We start from the raw sequence: 21860 nt of genomic DNA, 5'->3' as shown, positions 1-21860 counted from the left end.
TTAATAGTAATTACAATGAACAAGAATGTTATATACGCAGCTTTGATGTTTGTGATAACTATGTCTTCCGGCAATGCCTCAGCTCAGCAGTTGCCTTATCAGAATCCTGCTCTCTCGGCTCATGAGAGAGCGGTAGATTTATGTGGTCGTCTCACTTTGGAAGAGAAAGCTTCTCTGATGCTGGATGATTCGCCGGCTATTCCGCGATTGGGAATCAAGAGATTCCAGTGGTGGAGCGAGGCGCTGCATGGTGTGGCGAACATGGGAGATGTAACCGTCTTTCCGGAACCTATCGGAATGGCAGCTTCGTTTAACGACAGAATGGTGTATAGAGTCTTTGATGCAACATCTGATGAGATGCGTGCCAAATGGAATGAACTGCAGCAGAAGGGAGGAGATGTAACCCGTTTCCATGCCCTCTCTGTCTGGACTCCAAACGTGAATATCTTCCGTGATCCTCGCTGGGGACGTGGACAGGAAACCTATGGCGAGGATCCTTATCTTACCAGTAGGATGGGATGTGCCGTGGTGCGCGGATTGCAGGGACCTGAAGATACGAAATACCGCAAACTCTGGGCTTGTGCCAAGCACTATGCAATTCATAGCGGACCAGAATGGGCTCGCCATACAGACAATATTACCGATGTTACACCGCGCGACCTTTGGGAAACTTATATGCCTGCCTTCAAATCACTGGTGCAGGATGCAAAGGTGCGTGAGGTGATGTGTGCCTATCAGCGTTGGGATGATGAACCATGCTGCGGCAACACCCGCCTTTTGCAGCAGATTCTCAGGAATGAGTGGGGATTCAAGTACCTGGTAGTTTCCGACTGTGGTGCTGTTACTGATTTCTGGGAGAATCATAAGGTTTCGAGCAATGCCAGAAATGCAGCAGCTAAGGGTGTATTGGCTGGAACCGATGTAGAATGTGGATTTAATTATATATATAAATCGGTGCCTGAGGCTGTGAAGTATGGTGCCTTGACTGAAGAAGAAGTTGATAAGCATGTGATTCGTCTGCTCGAAGGTCGTTTCGACTTGGGTGAGATGGATGACAACAAGATAGTATCATGGTCGAAGATTCCTGTATCTGTGCTTTGCAGCAAGGCGCATCGCCAGCTCTCGCTCGATATGGCTCTGCAGACCATGACGCTGCTCCAAAACAAGAATGAGGTATTGCCTCTCGATAAAAAGGTAAAGAAGATTGCTTTCATCGGACCAAATGTGGATAACGAACCGATGATGTGGGGAAACTATAATGGTACTCCACGACAGACAATTACCATCCTGGATGGTATCAAGAGTCGTTTGAAGAAAAAACAGGTCGTCACCTTTAAAGGGTGCGACCTGGTGAACGACCAGACATTGGATTCTTACTTCGACCAGTGCAGCATGGATGGCAAGATGGGCTTTAAGGGCACTTTCTGGAACAATCGTGAAATGAATGGTAAGCCTGTTACCATCACCCAGGAAAAGAATCCTGTGCAGGTAACTACCTATGGTCAGCATTCGTTTGCACCCAATGTGAAGTTGACGGGCTTTTCTGCCAAGTATGAAACCGTATTCCGTCCTAAGCAGAACGCCAAGGTATTGCTCGATGTGGCTGCCTGCGGTCATTATGAGGTTTATCTGAATGGTGAGAAAAAGTCAGAGAAGAGCGATTGGCGCACAGCAGAATCCCGCATCGAGTTTGAGGGCGTGAAAGGCAAGGAGTATCAGATAGAAATACGATATGCGGAAATGCCAACCTATAATGCGGATATGAAGATCAATATCGGTCATGAGAATCCTATCGACTATCAGGCTTCGCTCAAGCAGTTGAAGGATTGCGAGACTGTAGTCTTCGTAGGTGGCATCTCTCCACAGTTGGAAGGTGAGGAAATGCCTATCGAGATTTCTGGCTTCAAGGGTGGTGACCGCACCAACATCGAATTGCCTAAGGTTCAGCGCAATTTCCTGAAGGCTTTGAAGGAGGCGGGCAAGAAGGTTGTCTTTGTCAACTGTTCGGGTTCGGCTATCGCCTTGACTCCAGAGACAGAGAGTTGCGATGCCATTCTCCAGGCCTGGTATCCTGGTCAGGAAGGTGGTGAGGCTGTGGCTCGTGTACTCTTCGGAGAGTACAATCCTGCCGGCAAGTTGCCTATTACGTTCTATAAGAATTCAGAGCAGTTGCCTGATTTCAAGGATTACAGCATGAAGGGCAGAACCTATCGTTATATGAACGATGCGCTCTTCCCATTCGGTTATGGTTTAAGCTACACTTCTTTCCGTATTGGCGATGCTACACTTTCCAACTCTATCCTGAAGAAGGGTGAGAAGATAACGCTGAAGGTACCGGTAAGCAATGTAGGAAAGAAAGATGGAACCGAGATTGTGCAGGTATATGTGAAGGATCCTGCCGATACCGAAGGACCATTGAAGAGCTTGAAGGCTTTCGAGAGAGTGGAGGTGAAGGCAGGAAAGACTGCTGAGGCTGTCATTACGCTGGATAGCAGAAACTTCGAACTCTTCGATGCTGCAACCAATACCGTCCGTGCCAAGGCAGGAAAGTATGAGGTTTATTACGGCAGCAGTTCGGCTGATAAGGATTTGAAGAAACTGGATGTTTCTATTGAATATTAAGTAACGGTATACTTTAATATATACTGCTTTCAATAGTATCAATCCAATAAAATAATCGAATTATGAAAAGAATCCTTTGTGTACTTATCGCAGCCATCTGGCTCTGCACTTGCTGGGCAGGGAATGGCAAGAAACCTATTGTCTGGGAACAGCCGATAGCTGAATCGAACCAGCTATTTAATGATCCTTTTCAATCTCAGCTCAACATCTATCGTGTGGAATTCGCAGATGATGAAACACGAGTGTTCATGCACATCACTTTTCGCCCACACTATTGGGTAAAGTTTGTGAAGGAAACCTATCTTCTTGCTGATGGCAAGAAATATCTCGTCAAGAGCTGTGATGGACTGAAACTTGACGAAGAACACTATATGCTTAGTTCAGGCAAGGAGGATGTGGTCTTCCATTTCGCACCGCTCCCCAAGAAGACCCGAAAGTTTGACTTCCTGGAAGGTGACGGCAAAGAGAACTTCAAGATATTTGGCATCGAGAGTATCGATACCCGCATCAAACAGCTCTTCTCCTCGCTTTGGCGAAACGATGCGACCGGCGATTGGGAGATAGGATTCTACGATGATTTCGCCATCTACGACTGCCGTTACTGGCAATACAAGCAGAAAAATCAGAAGGGCGATAAGTACTCTTTCATCCTTACCGATGGCAAGAGCGACCTGGCTGTCAACATCGACAAACCTCAACATGGCAAGCGCACGATGAGCATCAACGGCAAGAAAGCCGAATATTCGCTCATTACCACTTCCACCCTTCCGGATTATCCGCAGAAAGATGAGACCACAAGTCTGAAGGATACTCATAACAAGCCCGATACGGCTATTGTTGTGGGATGGCTCAGAAATATGCCTAAGGAACTTTGGGATAGAGGGCAGGAGTATTGTGTGAAGTATGAGGATCTTTTCTGTACATTCAAGGAAGTGAGTAATTATAGCAAGCTCGATTCACTTGGCAGATTTGAGATCAAAGTACCCCTCATCAACTCTACCGAGGTTTTCATGGACTGGAAACATACTTATGTCAACACGGTATTGGAGCCGGGTGAGACCTATTATCTGCTTTATGACTTCAAGGTTGGACATGCTATCTTCATGGGTAAGAACTGTCGCTTGCAAAACGAACTGCTGGCGCATCCTATCCCAATGATTAACGCAGGCTATGCAGGTAAGTCTGAGAATAAGGTTCCAGCCCAGGAGATGATGCAGATTCTTGAATCCAGATATAAGGAGGCTGAAGGGAACTTACGGAAACAGATAGAAAAATCGGCATCTATTTCCAGATGTTATCAGGAGTATGCGGCTCAATACCTTCTCTGCATTTATGCTACGGATATCTTGCAAGGAGCATATCACGTGAAAGACAATGTTTTCCCTCAGGAATATGTGAGCCAAGTGGAAAAAATATGGAAGGAGATTCCGCAGCCTTATACTCAGTTTCGTGACTATAATATGTTGACAAAAGATCTCATCGACCAGGAAGCAAGATTAAAGTACAGTACACCCATGGGGAAGACCTATGGATTCTTGTTCACCAATTATTATCCGGAACTGTTGAGAAAGCACAAGGCTCAGGGGGATATTGCGATAACAAATTCTGAAATTGCTACGGTGGAACAATGGGCTAAGAATCTGGATAGCATGACTATCAAGCAATATCAGACGACAGATGCCAAGGAGCAGGAGAAAATAGGAAATGCTTTTTCCAACTCAGCCCTTGCCAAGCGCGCTACTGCTATCATTGGAAGAGAAGATATTGCCAAGATGCTTAAGGATGAGACTCCTCTCCTCGATGTTTATTATGCCCTGCATATAGCTGATAGCATGGGGTGCAGCCAGCGGCAGAAAAATGTCATCATCTCCAAGGCTATTCTTCATGTGTTGGAAAGACTAGCTATGCCACTCAATAGTTATGGGCTTGACCTGGTAGAACATAGTATCAGTTCTGAAGTTCTCAGGGAGAAAGTATTGGCAGAACACCGTAAGTACCTGTCTTTGCAGAACAGTGACATTACTGCCAGTATCAAGACAGCTCCGCAGGATATGAGCGATGGTGAGAAACTTCTTCGCCATATATTGGAGCCTTATAAGGGAAAGCTTGTATTGCTGGATGTCTGGGGAATCTGGTGTGCCCCTTGCAAGATGGCTCTTGCCCATTCGAAGGAAGAGTTCGAACGCTTGGCGCCATACGATGTGGTATATCTTTATATGGTAAGCAATAGTCCTGAAGAGTCATGGAAAAATCTCATCAAACGGAATAATCTGGTTGGCGACAATATCGTCCACTACAATTTGCCAGCGGCTCAGCAGAGTGCCATCGAGAATTATCTCAACATTCACTCCTTCCCATCCTATCGCCTCTTCGACAAGGGAGGAAATCTGGTAGATGTGAAAGTGGATGCCCGCCAGCTTGACAATCTGGAGAAAATCATCAAGGAACTGAACAGATAGTAAGAATACTGATAAAATCCCCTTCAAGGTATTGGGTGCACAGTTGAATACATAATAAATCCCGAAATCGCTTGGCGGTTTCGGGATTTTTGCTTATCTTTGCCAACGTAAATAGTAAATTGTTGATAATATGGCAACGAAGTTATATCCAATAGGCATGCAGACCTTCTCTGAGATTCGAGAGGCGGACTTTCTCTATGTAGATAAGACGGAGTACATCTATCGTATGACTCATACGAGTGGAAAGTATTTCTTCTTGAGTCGTCCACGTCGTTTTGGCAAATCTCTTTTGGTTTCGACTTTTGAGAGTTACTTCGAGGGAAAGAAGGAACTCTTTAAGGGACTTGCTATTGAAAAACTGGAGAAGGAGTGGACGAAATATCCTGTGCTTCATTTTAGTTTGGCAGGTGGAAAGCACATGGAGAAGGACCAATTGGTGCGCTATCTCTTGTATATATTGAATGTAAATGAAGAAAAATTTGGCATCGTCAATGATTCTCCTGACCCGAATGTCCGTATGCTTAATTTAATAAAAACAGTATATGAACAGACTGGGCAGAAGGTTGTTGTGCTCATCGATGAATACGATGCTCCTTTGCTTGATGTGGTGCACGAGGATACCAGCTTGGGCGTCTTAAGGGAGGTGATGCGCAATTTCTATAGTCCCCTAAAGGATAGCGACCGAATGCTGCGTTTCGTCTTCTTGACAGGCATCACCAAGTTCTCGCAACTTAGTATCTTCAGTGAACTCAATAATATCACAAATGTGAGTATGGATACAGAATATGCTGGCATTTGCGGCATTACCAAGGAGGAACTTGTAACAGAAATGCATGAAGATATTCAGCAGATGGCAGATGTGTTGGGCTTGTCGTATGATAAAACTTTGGAAAAGTTGAAGGAAAATTATGATGGCTATCATTTCGCTTGGCCTTCTTCTGACATATTCAATCCATATAGCTTGCTCACTTGCTTTTCAAAGCGAAAGGTTGATTCCTATTGGTTTGGCTCAGGCACTCCTACTTATCTCCTTAATATGATGCGGAAATATGACTTTACACCGATTGACCTGGGTGAACAGATGGATGCATCAAAGGATGATTTCGATGCAGCCACTGAGACGATGACTACTATCATGCCTTTGCTTTATCAGAGTGGTTATATCACTATCAAGAATTATGATCCGGAAACGGAACTCTATACTTTGGCTCTGCCTAACAAAGAAGTGAGGATAGGTTTGTATCGCAGTATGTTGCCGCATTATTTGGCGGCAAAGTCTGCAATGTGCAATACGACCGTGGCCAAGATGTCTGCTCTTATCAATAAGGGTAACATGGACGGTGCTCTTCAGCTATTGAAAACGTTCTGGGAGATGGTACCTTATTGCGATAATACCGATTATGAGGGGCATTATCAGCAGACAATGTATATCATCTTTGCCCTGCTTATGAATTTCCGTATATTGGTGGAACAGCATACTTTCCGGGGAAGAACAGACATTACGATGGAAACAAAGGATACCATCTATGTGATAGAACTGAAATTTAATAAGTCGGCACAAGAGTCTCTTGACCAAATCAACAACAAGCATTATGCTGATGCTTTTGCCCTAAAAGGCAAAACCGTGGAAAAGATTGGTATGAACTTTATGATTGATGAAGATAAGACGATTGTATTGGATTGGGCAAAATAGTTCCCTTGGTAGCAGAACCTCTTCTTCCTGGATTGGTGGAAGTTTGGGGAGTAGCAACAGAAAAGATGGCCTTGCAAAATGCGGGGTCATCTTTTCTATAATAAAGGATTATCTATCAATAGAGCATCCATATTGCTCTTTATGGGTGCAAATATACGAATTAAATACGAAATTGCACTGAGTAGAGTGCAATTTACGTTAAAAATTGCACTCTACTCAGTGCAATTTGCGAATATATGTAAGGTTGTAGCGATAAAATACTTAGAGAAGCAAATTTGATTTTTCTCTTATGCGGCTGCTTTAGAGCTTTATGTTAACGAATCCTAACTCATAGCTTTCTCCTCTAAAGCTCACCGTTTCTTGGGGCTGAAGTCTGCGTTTTCTATTTGGGAACTCATCGCTTACCAGATGGGAATCCTTGTATTTCTTTATGATTTCATGCTAAAAAAATAACACGGACAAATTGAATTTGTCCGGACAAATTGTCCGATGTTACATAATTATCTGATTATTGGGTAGTTATAAACGCTCAGACAAACAATCCGGACAAATTCAATTTGTCCGTGTGTTTTTTTCTTGTTGGAGGATTGCAAATCTGCTGGGACGCCATCCTGTGGAGTGAGATTATTGAAGAATCATGATGTGTGGTCAACAGACTTTTGAGGTGGAAATATTCGTAAAATAACGGTGTCTTGTGTATAAATTGAGGAATTGAGCGAATATTTCTGATTATTTTACATGTTTATTAATAAAAAAATGCTATATTTGCAAATATATTTTAATTTATGTAAGTTCTCTTTAAGAGGGTAAAGTTATATAATTATCAAATATTCATAAACTATGAAGAAAAAGCAAATGAAAGCAAGTCTGTTACTTGCGTCTTTATTGACGTTGGGTTTCTCGGTAACTGGGTGTACAAATGACGATTATGATTTTGACCAGATTGATGCTACGATGGGATTTGGTAGTGGCGAATTGGAAATACCTGCCAGTTCTACCATGAACATACCTCTGTCTGATATTCTGGAACTGGAAGAGGGTGGTAGTGTGAAGATTGCCGCAAATGGTGATTATCTGTTCCAATTGACAGGTTCTGAGGCATCATCTGCTTCACCAATGATTTCTCCTATTGTTCTGAGGGGTAATTCTTATTCTAATACGCTAACCTTAAATGCCAATTCTGCTGCCAAGGGTACCCGTGCAGCCGGTAGTCATCTCAGTTTTGTCTCTCCTAAGGAGTTGATGTTTAAATATAATGGTACGGATGCTGCTGTGAAGAGCCTGAAAAGTGCTGAGGTGGCTGGCGAAATCGAACTGAAGATTAATCTCACTCTTGGTGGTCTTTCTTCTGCTATCAACAAGATTAATAAGGCTACCCTCACTCTTCCTGGCTATCTGCAGATTTCATCTGTCAATGGTAATGGCAATGGCGTTCCTATGGTCAACGGCTCGAAGATTACCGTGGAGAATGTTTCAACAAGCCGCAATCTTCAACTCACCATCAAAGCTAAAAAACTGGATTTCGCAAATCAGGATGCTTATGGTAAGGTTGTCATCGGCAATAATGGCTCTATCAAGATGGATGGTTATTTCGATCTCGGTATTGAGGCTAATGTAACGGGTGTTCCTACATCTGCACTGTCTATCGGTGCCAACGTGACAGTCAATGATATTACCTTGAAGTCTGCTACCGGTATTTTCGACCCAGAAATCAATATCTCAAGCTTGGGTGATGTATCTGTGACGGGCGTTCCTGACTTCCTTTCAGAAGATGGTGTAAGAGCTGACTTGGATAATCCTCAGATTATTCTTTCTATCAAAAATGATATGGATGCGGCGGCAAAGGTGAGTGCTAAGGTGATTTCTACCAAGAACGGTCAGAACTTGGCTACCGTGCAACTCCCTGAGATGAATATCTGCAAGACTACTGTTGTGCCAGTGACCAAGATCTGTATCTGCCGCCATAATACAGAAGAACTGACTGCTCAGTATGGTGCTGCCAATGTATATGAGGTGAGCAACCTGGCTACACTTATCAACCAGCATATTCCAGACCACGTACAGATTACCGATGTAAAGACAAAGGCTGATCTCAGTCAGGAAATGACCATCGAGTTCGGCCGCTATTACCATGTTGTTCCAAGCTACGAGATTTATGCACCATTGGCATTTGCCGAGGATGCAGTCATCGAATATGCTGATGATTTCGACGGATGGAATGATGATCTGGATGATCTGGAATTGTCTGAAGGAACTTATGTTCGGCTGACAGCCGATGCGCAGAACCTGGTTCCTGCTACCCTCATCGTAGAGGCAACTCCACTCGGACTGGAAGGTACTGATATCAGTAACCTGATAGAAGTGAATGTCAAGAAGGGTACTGTGAAAGCATCTGCTGATGGCGTGACAGCCGTGAACTCTCCGCTGGAAATAGAACTCCGTGAAAAAGTAAAGGGCGGATTGCAGAAACTCGACGGACTCTCTTATAAGGTAAAAGGTAAGGCAAGCCATGATGGAACTACCGTGACCGGTATCAACCTCAACTCTGAGAAGCATACCCTGAAGTTGGAAAACATCAAGGTGAAACTCGTGGGTAAGGTGATTGGTAACTTCAATTAATGACAGAGAGTAGTAACAGAATAATAACACACATAAAAGACAAAGAAAATGATGAATAAAATATATAAGCATGTCTTGGTTGCCTCTCTGCTCATGATGGGTGGCACCGCAATGGCTCAGACGCTCAATTCCGCTTACTTTACTGACGACTACAAGTTCCGTCACGATATGAACCCGGCTTTTGAGAACAAGCAGAACTATATCACCATCCCTGCTTTGGGTAATATAAATGTCAACCTGCAGGGCAACTTCGGCTACCAGGATATTGTACTGAACAATCCGATGTACGGACAGGAGGCGGGTGCCAAGAAGATGACTTCCTTCATGAATCCTTATATCTCTGCCGATGAGGCGCTGAAAGGCTTCAGCAAGAGCAACAACCGCATACAGGGTGATGTGGGCATCTCCATACTTTCTGCCGGTTTCAAGGGCTTTGGCGGTTATAATACCATCGAGGTGAAGGCCAAGGCATCTTTCGGTGCTTCCCTGCCTTATGAGTTGTTTGAATTTGCCAAGAACACGGGTAACCAGAATTATGAGATTGGTGATGTGAGCATGATGGCTCGCTCTTATGCTGAATTGGCATTGGGTCACTCTCATCAGATTAACAAGAAACTCCGCATCGGTGCTAAATTGAAGTTCCTCTTCGGTGTGGCTGACGGTGATGTTCGTCTGGAAAACCTGCGTGCTGACCTCTCTGGTACAGACAAGTGGATTGTTTCCGGCAAGGCGAATGCCCAGGTTTCTATGAAGGGCTTTACTTATAAGACTTCAAGAGATAAATATAACAACCCGGAGAAGGGGGAGTACGAAAAGATAGATGATGTAGATGTTGATGGAGCAGGATTGGGCGGTTTCGGTATGGCGCTCGACCTCGGTGGTGTCTATAAGTTGAACGATAACCTGACCCTGAGTGCTTCTGTTCTCGATTTGGGCTTCATCAACTGGAGCAACAATATGAAGGCTGTGAACAGAGCTGAGAGCTTCGAGTTCAATGGCTTCCATGATACTGCGGTAAGAGAAAACAGCGGTTCTACCATCGATGACAAGATGGATGACTATGGCGACCAGATTACCGACTTCATCAACCTGAAGGATTTGGGCGACCAGGGTAGTCGTACTACCGCTCTGGCTGCTACGCTCAACTTTGGCGCAGAGTACGGTTTGCCAGCATACGACAAGTTGTCCTTCGGTTTGCTGAGCAGCACCCACATCAATGGTGATTATACCTGGAGCGAGGGTAGACTCAGTGCCAACTGGAAACCATTGAAGTGGTTGGATGGTGGTATCAACTTTGCTGTCAGCAGTTTTGCTACAAGTATGGGTTATGTTCTGAATATCCATCCAAAGGGTTACAACTTCTTCATCGGTATGGATCACATCTTGGGCAAGACCAGCAAAGAGTTTATTCCTCTCAGTTCCAATGCCAGCATCGCATTGGGTATGAGTGTTACCTGGTAACTCCCATACGCCCTGAACCAACTCCTACCTTTGCAGCCGTGTTCTTTAAACAAGAATTCATGCAAAATCCTGTTAACGAGGGTGTTTCGACAAGAAGTACCCTCGTTTATTTCGGGCAAAACTTATAGGTAAAGATGTAAAAACGGTGTGTTTCTTTTGAAATGCACCGTTTTTTTCTTACATTATGGTTGTTTGGCTAAAGTATTTGTAACATACAGCAAAGTAAAATGTCTGTTTTATTGCTACCTTTGCACTCAATAATAGAAACTAATAATTTTAGATAAACAATGAACAATAAGTTTTTGATTGCTTCGGCTTTGTGCATCAGTATGAGCGCAACGATGAATGCGCAGAATCCTATCGTGCAAACACAGTTAACTACCGACCCAGCACCTCTGGTTGTTGGAGACCGTCTCTATGTATATACCGGTCATGATGAAGATAAGGCCGACTTCTTCTGGATGAACGAATGGCGTGTGTATTCCACCAAGGATATGGTGAACTGGACAGACCATGGTTCTCCGCTCGACCTCAGTTCTTTTTCCTGGGCAGACGACCGTGCCTGGGCAGCACAGACCATCGAACGTAATGGTAAGTATTACTGGTATATCTGTGCGCACTCTAAACTGACGGGCGGAATGGCTATCGGCGTAGCTGTGGCAGATTCTCCTACCGGTCCGTTCAAGGATGCGCTGGGCAAACCGCTTTTCGATAATGGAAGTTGGGACAATATCGACCCTACCGTCTGGATGGATGAGGATGGTCAGGCTTATCTCTATTGGGGTAATCCGCATCTTTACTATGCCAAACTGAATAAAGATATGATCAGCTTCAAGGGGGGTATAGATGCTAAGGCAGCTGTTGATGAAAAGCGTGAAGTGGGCAGAATCGTGATGACTGAGGAGGGATTCGGTTCGCCTGACGTGGAGAAGCGTGATTCTACCCGAAAATATAAGGATTGCTACACAGAGGGACCTTGGCTCATGAAGCGTGGCAAGAACTATTATATGCTCTATGCTGCAGGTGGAGTGCCTGAGCACATTGCTTATTCCATGAGTAAGAAGCCTTTCGGACCATGGAAGTATATGGGTGAAATCATGCCATTGGAAGATACGGGTTCCTTTACTAACCATTGCGGTGTGACCGACTTCAAGGGCAAGTCTTATTTCTTCTATCATACGAGTAAACTGGGTGGCGGATTCGGACGCAGTGTGGCTGTGGAAGAATTCAAATATAATGCCGACGGCACCTTCCCAATCATCCATCATACCCAGGAAGGAGTGGCTCCTATCGCAACCCTCAATCCTTACAAGCGTCAGGAGGCTGAAACCATCGCTTTCTCTAAGGGAGTGAAGTCGGAGCAGACCGATGATACGGGTGTTTATATCTCTGAAATTCATACAGGCGATTATATCAAGGTACGCGAGGTGGATTTCGGAAATGAGAGTCCGGATGCATTTGCCATCTCTGCAGCGTGCTCTTCGCTTGGAGGTTCGCTGGAGGTTCATCTCGATAAGGAAGATGGCGAACTGATAGCTAAACTTGATGTTACCAAGACGGGTGGCTGGGAAAAGTGGAAGACTTTCTCGGCACAAATGCTAAAGAAAGTGACAGGAAAGCATGATATATACTTCGTGTTCAAGGGATTGAAGGGGAGCAAACTCTTCAATTTCGACTGGTGGAAGTTTGAGAAGAATTTCGCCAATCCTGTGGTTTGGGCTGATGTGCCTGATGTGGATGTAATCCGTGTGGGTGACAGCTTCTATATGGTAAGCACCACCATGCATCTGATGCCGGGTGCGCCTATCATGAAATCGAAGGATCTGGTGAACTGGGAAACCGTGAACTATATCTTCCCTAAACTTACCGATTCGCCTAAGTATGACATGAAGGAGGGTACGGTGTATGGTCGTGGTCAGTGGGCCACTTCGCTGCAGTATCATCGTGGCAAGTTCTATGCGCTCTTTGCTCCGAATGATAATCCCGGTGGAGAGACTTATATCTGTACAGCCGATGATATCGAGGGCAAATGGACTATCCACAGCCGTTTGCAGCATTTCCATGATGCCGCTCTCTTCTTCGATGACGACGATAAGGCATACGTGGTTTATGGAACGGGAGAGATGGTGCAGCTGAATGCAGACCTTACGGAAGTGGTGCCGGGCAGCCATCGTAAACTCTTTGAGCGTGATGCTGATGAAACGGGTTTGCTCGAAGGCTCCCGCATGATCAAGTACAACGGCAAGTATTATCTCCTGATGATTTCGTGGCCACAGGGACATCCTCGTCGTGAGGTTTGTTATCGTGCTGATAAGATAACGGGTCCTTACGAAAAAAAGGTGATTCTGGAAACGGAGTTTGCCGGATTCAACGGCGTGGGACAAGGTACGATTGTAGATGATAAGGATGGCAACTGGTATGGCATCGTATTCCAAGACCGTGGTGGTGTGGGCAGAGTGCTCACGCTGGAGCCATGTACCTGGAAGGACGGATGGCCTATGCTGACCGATGAGAAGGGCAATATTCCTGCCGAGATACAGAAGCCTGTATTGGGATATGACGGTAAGGGACTCGTGTATAGTGATGATTTCTCGAAGGATAAACTGGAATTGCAGTGGCAGTGGAACCACAATCCTGTGGATAATGCCTGGTCGCTCACAGAGCGCAAGGGCTGGCTCCGCCTGAAGACATCCCGTATTGTTCCTAACATCTTCCTGGCTCCTAATACCATCAGTACCCGTACCGAAGGACCAACCTGCGAGGGAATCATCAAGATGGATGTGAGCAAGATGAAAGATGGCGATGTGGCTGGTCTGTCAGCCTTCCAGGGTGATGCAGCTTTGCTCTCTATTGTAAAGGAAGGCAAGAAACTCTTTGTGGTGGGTACCAAGGAGAGTGTAGCTTTGACTGAAAAGGAAAAGGCTGTGACCGATGTGAAGCGTGAGGAGGTGTATCGCCAGCCTTTGAATCTGAAGCAGGATAAGGCAACGAAATCAAGCATCATCTATCTGAAGATGAGTTGCGATTTCCGTCTTCATCAGGATCTCGCCACCTTATTATATAGTATAGACGGCAAGACTTGGATTCCTGCCATCAAGGATTTCAAGATGCAATATGATTATCGCCGCTTCTTCATGGGCACCCGTATTGCCATCTATAACTATGCGACAAAGGCTACCGGAGGATATATAGATGTGGATAGTTTTGAGTATCAAAAACAGAATAGTAGTGAGAAATAGAATCATAGTGGGAACTATGGCTTTGGCGTTCCTTCTTCCGGTAAAGATGATGGCTAAGGCTAGCAGTTCTGATAATAGTACTCTGCTTTGGTATAACGCCCCAGCCCAACATTGGTTGGAGGCTTTACCTATAGGAAATTCTCACTTGGGAGGTATGGTGTATGGCGGAACCACGGATGAGAATATCCAGTTGAATGAGGAGACTTTCTGGAGTGGCGGTCCTCATAACAACAATAGCAAGAAATCTCTGGAGAACCTGCCAAAGGTGAGGGAACTTATCTTCAATGGTAGGGAAGAGGAGGCGGCTGCTCTCATCAATCAGACCTTCATCCCCGGACCTCATGGCATGCGCTTCCTGCCGATGGCAAATCTGCATATCACCATGAAGAACCGGGGAAAGGCTGAGCAGTTTGTGCGCAACCTGGATTTGAAGAGGGCGATTGCCACGACTTCTTTCGTGATGGATGGCGTAAGATATACCCGTACTACCTTTGCTTCGCTGGCTGATGGCGTCATCGTTTGCCACATCAAGGCGAGTAGAAAGGGGGCTTTGAATATCGATGTTACCCTGGATTCGCCTTTTGAACATCAGACTCAGAAAATGCCTTCAGGGGTTATGCTGAAGGTGAAGGGACAAGACCAGGAAGGCATCAAGGCGGCTCTCACTGCCGAATGTGTGGCAGATGTAAGGACGGATGGCACCGAGGCAACCATCATCGTGAGTGCTGCCACTAATTTTGTGAACTATCACAATGTGTCGGACAATGCTGCCCAACGCAATGCTGACTATATAAATAAGGTGAAACTGATGAGCTATGCACAGTTGGAGAAACGCCATGTGGAGGCTTACCAGAAGCAGTTTGCTACTTCCTCTCTGATTTTGCCAACCGATATCAATGCTTCGTTGCCTACCAACCAGCGCCTGGAGAAATTTGCAGGCAGCAAGGATATGGCGATGGTGGCACTGATGTATAACTATGGTCGCTATCTGCTCATCTCCTCTTCCCAGCCTGGTGGACAGGCTGCAAACTTGCAGGGTGTTTGGAACAACAGCAAAAATGCGCCTTGGGACAGTAAATATACCATCAACATCAATACGGAGATGAACTACTGGCCTGCCGAGGTAACGAATCTCGGTAACACCACGGAGCCTCTGTATTCGCTGATTAAGGATTTGAGCGTAACGGGAGCACAGACGGCTAGGGAAATGTATGGTTGTCGTGGCTGGATGGCACATCATAACACCGATATCTGGCGCATAGCAGGTCCGGTGGATGGTGCGCAGTGGGGCATGTTCCCGAACGGCGGTGCCTGGCTCACTACCCATCTCTGGCAGCATTATCTCTATACGGGCGACAAGGCTTTCCTCAAGCAGTGGTATCCGGTAATAAAAGGTGCTGCTGAGTTCTATCTTGACTATATGCAGAAGTTGCCGGGCACCGAATGGAAGGTAACCGTGCCGTCGGTGAGTCCGGAACAGGGACCTAAGGGTAAAAGAACTGCCGTAACGGCGGGATGTACAATGGATAACCAGATAGCCTTCGATGCCTTAACCAGTGCCGTGAAGGCTTCTGAAATATTGGGTGTTGATGAGGCTGAGCGCAAGGATATACAGCAGTTGGTTTCGCAGATTCCGCCGATGCAGATAGGAAAGTACGGACAGTTGCAGGAGTGGCTTGTGGATGCGGATGATCCGAAGAATGAGCATCGCCATATCTCGCATCTCTATGGATTGTATCCATCCAATCAGATTTCTCCTTTCTCTCATCCGGAACTGTTCCATGCCGCAGCCACCACTCTGAAGCATCGTGGCGACCAGGCTACGGGCTGGAGTCTGGGTTGGAAGACGAACTTCTGGGCACGCATGCTCGATGGCAATCATGCTTTCAGAATCATCAGCAATATGCTTCGTCTGTTGCCATCTGATGCGCAGGCAAAGGAATATCCTGATGGCAGAACCTATCCGAATCTCTTCGATGCCCATCCGCCATTCCAGATAGATGGTAACTTTGGTGTTACTGCCGGTATCGCAGAGATGCTCTTGCAAAGTCATGATGGAGCTGTGCATCTCTTGCCAGCCTTGCCTGATGCCTGGAAAGAAGGAAGCGTAAAGGGACTTCGTGCCCGTGGCGGCTTTGTGGTGGATATGGACTGGAAGAATGGCAGACTGATGAAGGCGAAGATTCGTTCCACCATCGGAGGCATCCTGCGTCTCCGTTCATACGTACCGCTGAAGGCGAAAAAGCTGAAGAAGGCAGAAGGAACATGTCCCAATATCCTTTTTGCATCTGCAGAAGTGAAACCTGTAATGGAACAGCATCGGATAGCAGAAGGAGTGAAGGTTCCTATTCCTGACGTATATGAATATGACTTGGAAACAGAACCAGGAAAGACTTATCTGATTAAATAATGTCCTAAAATCACATTTGTTGCCATAAAAGTATCATTTTGTCCACCTCTGGTTGGATAATTATTCGTACTTTTGTGGCAATATTTTTTATAATAATCTTTTAGACCTATCAATGAGAATGAAGAAATTATTATTTGCAACCTGTTGCATCGCTTTTTTGAGCGGTTCTTTGGGAGCAGCGGCGCAGAAAAAATCTGCAGCCAAGAATGTTCTGACACAGACTTTGAAAGGGAAGTCTTGGTCGGCTGATAATGGTAATGGTACCTTTACAAACCCTTTGTTTTATGATGAGTTTTCTGATCCTGATATTATCAGAGTAGGGGAGGATTACTATCTGGCAGGTACTACGATGCACAGTGTGCCGGGATTGGTGGTGCTCCATTCCAAGGATCTCGTAAATTGGGAGTTCTCTTCCTATTGCTTCGACCGATTCGATGATTCTGATGATTTCAATCTCAGAAACGGTAAGGAGGCTTACGGACAGGGTATCTGGGCGCCTGCCATTCGATATCATAACGGCAAGTTCTATATCTTCTCCAATATCAACGGGCATGGATTGCAGGTGTATATCTCGGACAGTGCCAAGGGTCCTTGGACGCATCATAAAGTTAATGGCGATATCTATGACCTCTCTGTGCTCTTCGATGAGGATGGCAAGATTTATGCCGTGCACAAGTATGGCAACGTGACCGTTACGGAGTTGAAACCCGATTTGAGTGGTCCGGTAGAGGGCAGCAGTAAGGTGGTGATTCCGGAAGGCAATGCGATGGGTGAGGGACATCATGTTTATAAAATCAATGGTATGTACTATATCCTCTCTGCAGATTATTCACCGATGGGCCGCATGCAGTGTGCCCGAAGCAAGAGCATTTGGGGACCTTATGAAACTTGCGTAATTAGTGAACGCGAATCGTATGGTTATGCTGCTGGATGGAGCGTAGGTAACATGGGAATTGGTCGGCCTTTGCCGGAAGATGGTTTCAAATTCCAGAACAACAAGCCTAATGGTCTGAACCTGGGATGTGCTACCATTCATCAGGGTGGCATCGTGCAGGCTCCGGACGGAAAATGGTGGGGTGTTTCGATGCAGGACTTCAATGCCGTGGGAAGAACGGTGTGTCTGTCGCCTATCACTTGGGTTGACGGCTGGCCTTACTTCGGATTGGAGAAGAACCTGGGACGCTCGCCTCGTACCTGGTTCAAACCGAATGATGCGGTAAAAGCGCCTCAGGCTCCATACGACAGATGTGATGATTTCTCGGGTAAAACTTTTAAACCGGTTTGGCAATGGAATCATAATCCGAATGACAAGATGTGGTCGCTGAATAAGGAACGAAAAGGATGGCTCCGTTTGCATTCCATGCCTGCCAAGCAACTGCTTTGGGCAAAGAATACATTGACGCAGCGTGCCATCGGGCCGGTATCTTATACATCTGTAAAGTTGGATGCTTCCCGCTTGAAGGTAGGTGATGAGGCTGGTTTGGGTGCCATCAATACGCCATACGCTTCATTGGGCGTTGTCAAGACGGATAAGGGGTTGAACTTGAGATGTTATGATCAGAATACCAACAAGGAAGTGTGGAAGCCTTTGGCTAAAAGCAAGGTAGTATGGTTGCGCCTTTGGGGTGATTATGACAAGAGCCAGTTGCAATATTCCTACTCTCTGGATGGTAAGAACTGGGAGAATATCGGTGAGCAGATGCTTTCACCTTATCAGTTGAAGACCTTCCAGGGTGTACGTGTGGCACTTTATGCTTTCAACAAGAAGGAATTGAATGGCGGTGTGGCTGATTTCGATGATTTCATGGTAGAGGAGCCGATGGCTGACAGAACAGCTAATTTGCCTATCGGAAAGACCATAAGATTCTCTAATCTCGCTGATGGCAGTCTGATGGATGCTACCGGACATGGGTTGATGCATAGTTCTAGTAACCGAAAGGACATGAGAAATCAGGTGAAGTTTGTTGTGGAGGATAGAGGTAAGGGAAAGATTGCTTTGAAGACGGCTGACGGACGATATGTTTATATTGCTGGTGCTGGTTTATCTGGTGATGTTCGTCTGACTTCCGACTCTTCCAAGGCAGAGGAGTTTGTATGGCAGGATATGCTTTATAACCGCTGCATGCTGCTTTCTCTGAAGACTCAGCGTTATGTGGGTAAGAATCCTGTGGATGGAAGTCCTTATTCTGCAGATTACCAAGGTGCTGATGCCGGCATGAAGAACGGATGTGTTTTTACATGGGAAGTTGTTGAGTAAAGATATCTGTTCTTTATAAATTAGAAGAGGCAGACTCTCGCTGTGGGGAGTCTGCCTCTTTATCTTATGTGATATTGTTCGATTATTCGAAATAGAATGTAAGTGCTATCATTTTGCTATGTGCTGACTTAGCTGATAGTGTATATGGGAGTGTACTCTTGTCTTTTATATTTTTGATGTGATTCTTATCGTATGTATCTGTTATTCCATACATAAACTTCAGTTCTGGGCGAAGTTTGAAATAAGGCAGATAGAAATCACACCCCAATCCCAACTCCAGGTACAAATCTGTTTTCTTCAGTTTGATATAATCTTCGTTCTTGCTGTTCAGATTTATCATCGGGTTGATTCCTGCCATGATATAGGGACGGTGATTGTTGAATCTCTGTGCTGCAAATATCAGGTCGAGGGCACTGGAAATGTAAGCCGTCTTCATCTCCTGTTTCTGTTGGATCGGATTACCGGCTCCATCTTTTTCCAGCATGTTGTAGAAGGAGAGATGTCGGGTACCGAAATACATGGCTGGTGCTATGCGTAGCTGGAAGTGGGTGTTGAGGCGGAATTCTCCTAGTACACCTACTGTAAATCCAGGATCCCATCTGTCCTGGTCTACTGTTACACAGCTTTGCTGCTCAATGCCGTCAGCATCAAGATAAGTCACCGGTCCTGCATTCTGGAATTCTATATCCTGGAAGTGGGTACCTACTAATACACCGAAGTGGAATGGGCGCAAATCGGTATAAGGACGGTTTTCTACCGTTCTTTCCTGTGCGCCAGCCTGGATTGTGATGGCAAGGCTTATGATGAATGTCAATAGTTTCTGTTTCATATATTTATAACGGAATATTCCTCTTCATATTGCTTTCCGTTTTATTTCGATTATGTATAAATTAATCTAATTCTTGAAAATTCTTATACCTAATTGTAGGTATTTCAGAAATTATTATTATCTTTGCACCATAATTATTAGGTAATATACCTGATGTTATGAAGTAAGACAAATTACAAGCATATTATACAAAAACATTATAAACATTTAAACATTAATAATTATGGCATACGTAATTGGTGACGATTGTATCGCTTGCGGTACATGTATTGATGAGTGCCCATCAGGTGCAATCTCTGAGGGCGATAAGTATTCTATCAACCCAGACCTCTGCACAGAGTGTGGTACTTGTGCTGATGTTTGCCCTAACGAGGCAATCAGTCTTCCTTAATCTTTAAGGATAGATACTTTTAGTTACATAAAACATAGAGAGCGGTTCCCTTGGGAATCGCTCTTTTCGTTTTCCGTTGTTTATAGATTTGTTTACCTTTTTATCTTTTTAACTCATAGTATAAATCATAGAAACGAAAAGAGGGTGTGTCATAAGTCTGTGACGCACCCCTTTTTATTTTTTGCCTTTTCACAGATACGAAATCTTTAAAAAACATTTTTATTTACAACAAAGCCCAAACTTTCACAAGCTCGGGCTTTGCCTTTCCGCAAAAGATTTGTATCTTTGCAGAAAACTTCTTTAAGTATGGCAAAGATACAAATAAAATCTGAAACTCGGCACGAATTGAGCTTTTTTCCTAACTCTTTCGATGATTATGTGCCAAAAGACAGCAAAGTTCGTATGGTGGATCGTATTGTTCGCAGTATGGACATCAACCCTCTCATGGATACCTATGATGGGATTGGTGCTCCTCCTTACAGTCCGAAGATGCTTCTAAGTTTAGTTGTTTTTGCCTATATCAATGGCATTTATTCCTGTCGTGGCATAGCGGACGCACTTAAATACGATGTTCGCTATATGTGGATTTGTGGAGGTAAGCAATTATCTTTCGCAACAATCAACCGCTTTAGATCCCATCATATGATTAAATGCATCGACTTCTATTTTGATGCGGTCGTCTCCATATTGGTTGAAAAGGGCGTGATTAGTCTGGAGGAACAATGTGTTGATGGCACTAAGATAGAGTCGAAAGCAAACAAGTACACGTTTGTATGGAAGAAGACCGTGGAAAAGAACAGGGCTAAGCTCTTGGAAAAGACCTCTGCTGCATTGGCTCAGATAAAAGAACAAATTCGCCTGAATGGCGGGAGTGACATTAGGGAAGAAGACAGCGAGCCAGCCACTTCCGCCAGGGATGTAGAGAGAAGTGCACGTTTGTGTGAGAGGCAAGCTAAGAACCTTCCTAAGGCAAAACTTACAGGAAGAGAGAAGCAAAAGCTAAATACTCAGATAGATCACTTGTTCAAAGCCTCGGACAAACTGCGCGAGTATGAAAAATCACTGGATATACTGGGTGAGAGAAACAGTTACTCCAAGACTGATCCCGATGCGACCTTCATGCGCCTCAAGGAAGATGCCATGAACAATGGGCAGACAAAGCCTGCCTATAACCTTCAAATTGCGACAGAGAATCAATATTGGACGAATTTCGCCCTTTATCCCAATCCAACAGACACCCTGACCTTCAAGCCTTTTTTGGATAAGTACAAGAAAAGATATGGAAAGCAATCCAAGAGCGTCACCGCAGACTCAGGGTATGGCTCGGAGGAGAACTACGAGTACCTAGAGATGGAAGAGATGATGGGTTATGTAAAGTACAACTGGTTTCACAAGGAACAGCATAAGCCTTTCAAGGAGGATGCCTTCAACCAAGCGAACTTCTACTACAACAGGGATGATGACTATTATGTCTGCCCCATGGGACAACACATGGAACCTTGTGGACAACGGCAAACGAAAAGTGACTCCGGCTATGTGTCTGTCATTACATTATATAGAGCACAACGATGTGATGGATGTCCGCTTGGAAGTCTCTGCAAGAAATCCAAAGGCAACAGAACCATATATGTCAACCATAAACTGAATGCATATAAAAAGGAAGCCTTCCTGCTACTAACGTCTCAAGAGGGCTTGAAACACAGAAGCCAGCGACCGATAGAGCCGGAAGCTGTATTTGGGCAGATGAAGGCAGATATGCATTATAAGCGATTCAGGCATTTCGGAAAGGACAAAGTTTACATGGACATAGGGTTGTTCGGTATAGGATTCAATTTGAAGAAATATTTGGGGATAAAACGATAAAACTCAATTTTGTTTTT

At 45.0% G+C, this 21860-nt stretch carries 11 protein-coding genes; 10 read left to right on the top strand and 1 reads right to left on the bottom strand.

Going from position 1 to position 21860, the window contains the following annotated elements:
* Positions 1-15: 15 nt before the first annotated feature.
* The 8 genes from xyl3A (at position 16) to RCO84_RS10990 (ending at position 18760) form a co-directional block, all read left to right on the top strand.
* On the top strand, positions 16-2622 hold the full coding sequence (xyl3A, locus tag RCO84_RS11025; protein WP_317585109.1) for a xylan 1,4-beta-xylosidase: 2607 nt from the start codon (positions 16-18) through the stop codon (positions 2620-2622).
* 62 nt (positions 2623-2684) lie between these two features.
* The gene (locus RCO84_RS11020; protein WP_317585108.1) at positions 2685-5081 is read left to right on the top strand and encodes a TlpA family protein disulfide reductase; all 2397 of its coding nucleotides are present in this window, start codon (positions 2685-2687) and stop codon (positions 5079-5081) included.
* Between the two features lie 130 nt (positions 5082-5211).
* Positions 5212-6774 carry an ATP-binding protein gene (locus RCO84_RS11015; protein WP_317585107.1) on the top strand — a complete coding sequence of 521 codons (1563 nt, stop codon included), beginning with the start codon at positions 5212-5214 and terminating at the stop codon, positions 6772-6774.
* An 840-nt stretch (positions 6775-7614) separates the two neighbouring features.
* Positions 7615-9393 (top strand): hypothetical protein, encoded by a 1779-nt coding sequence (locus RCO84_RS11010; protein WP_317585106.1) that lies wholly within the window; start codon positions 7615-7617, stop codon positions 9391-9393.
* Between the two features lie 48 nt (positions 9394-9441).
* A complete protein-coding gene (locus RCO84_RS11005) occupies positions 9442-10854 on the top strand; it encodes a DUF5723 family protein (protein WP_317585105.1) in 1413 nt (470 codons plus the stop codon).
* Positions 10855-11141: 287 nt separating this feature from the next.
* Positions 11142-14093, top strand: a complete 2952-nt coding sequence (locus RCO84_RS11000) for a family 43 glycosylhydrolase (RefSeq protein ID WP_317585104.1) — start codon at positions 11142-11144, stop codon at positions 14091-14093.
* 46 nt (positions 14094-14139) lie between these two features.
* A complete protein-coding gene (locus RCO84_RS10995) occupies positions 14140-16503 on the top strand; it encodes a glycoside hydrolase family 95 protein (protein WP_317585512.1) in 2364 nt (787 codons plus the stop codon).
* Between the two features lie 118 nt (positions 16504-16621).
* Positions 16622-18760 carry a glycoside hydrolase 43 family protein gene (locus RCO84_RS10990; RefSeq protein WP_317585103.1) on the top strand — a complete coding sequence of 713 codons (2139 nt, stop codon included), beginning with the start codon at positions 16622-16624 and terminating at the stop codon, positions 18758-18760.
* 82 nt (positions 18761-18842) lie between these two features.
* Here RCO84_RS10990 and porT read toward each other — a convergent pair whose 3' ends face one another.
* Positions 18843-19589: a type IX secretion/gliding motility protein PorT/SprT gene (gene porT / locus RCO84_RS10985; RefSeq protein WP_317585101.1), complete on the bottom strand. Its 747-nt coding sequence runs from the start codon at positions 19587-19589 to the stop codon at positions 18843-18845.
* A 223-nt stretch (positions 19590-19812) separates the two neighbouring features.
* On the opposite strand from porT, the gene RCO84_RS10980 reads away from it, so the two are divergent.
* Positions 19813-19980 (top strand): 4Fe-4S binding protein, encoded by a 168-nt coding sequence (locus tag RCO84_RS10980; protein WP_022120089.1) that lies wholly within the window; start codon positions 19813-19815, stop codon positions 19978-19980.
* Between the two features lie 306 nt (positions 19981-20286).
* Positions 20287-21843, top strand: a complete 1557-nt coding sequence (locus RCO84_RS10975) for an IS1182 family transposase (protein ID WP_317585100.1) — start codon at positions 20287-20289, stop codon at positions 21841-21843.
* Positions 21844-21860 lie beyond the last annotated feature (17 nt).

Origin of the sequence: Segatella copri (genome assembly GCF_949820605.1) — a bacterium.
GTDB lineage: Bacteria > Bacteroidota > Bacteroidia > Bacteroidales > Bacteroidaceae > Prevotella.
This window is presented reverse-complemented; position numbering and strand designations above follow the sequence as displayed.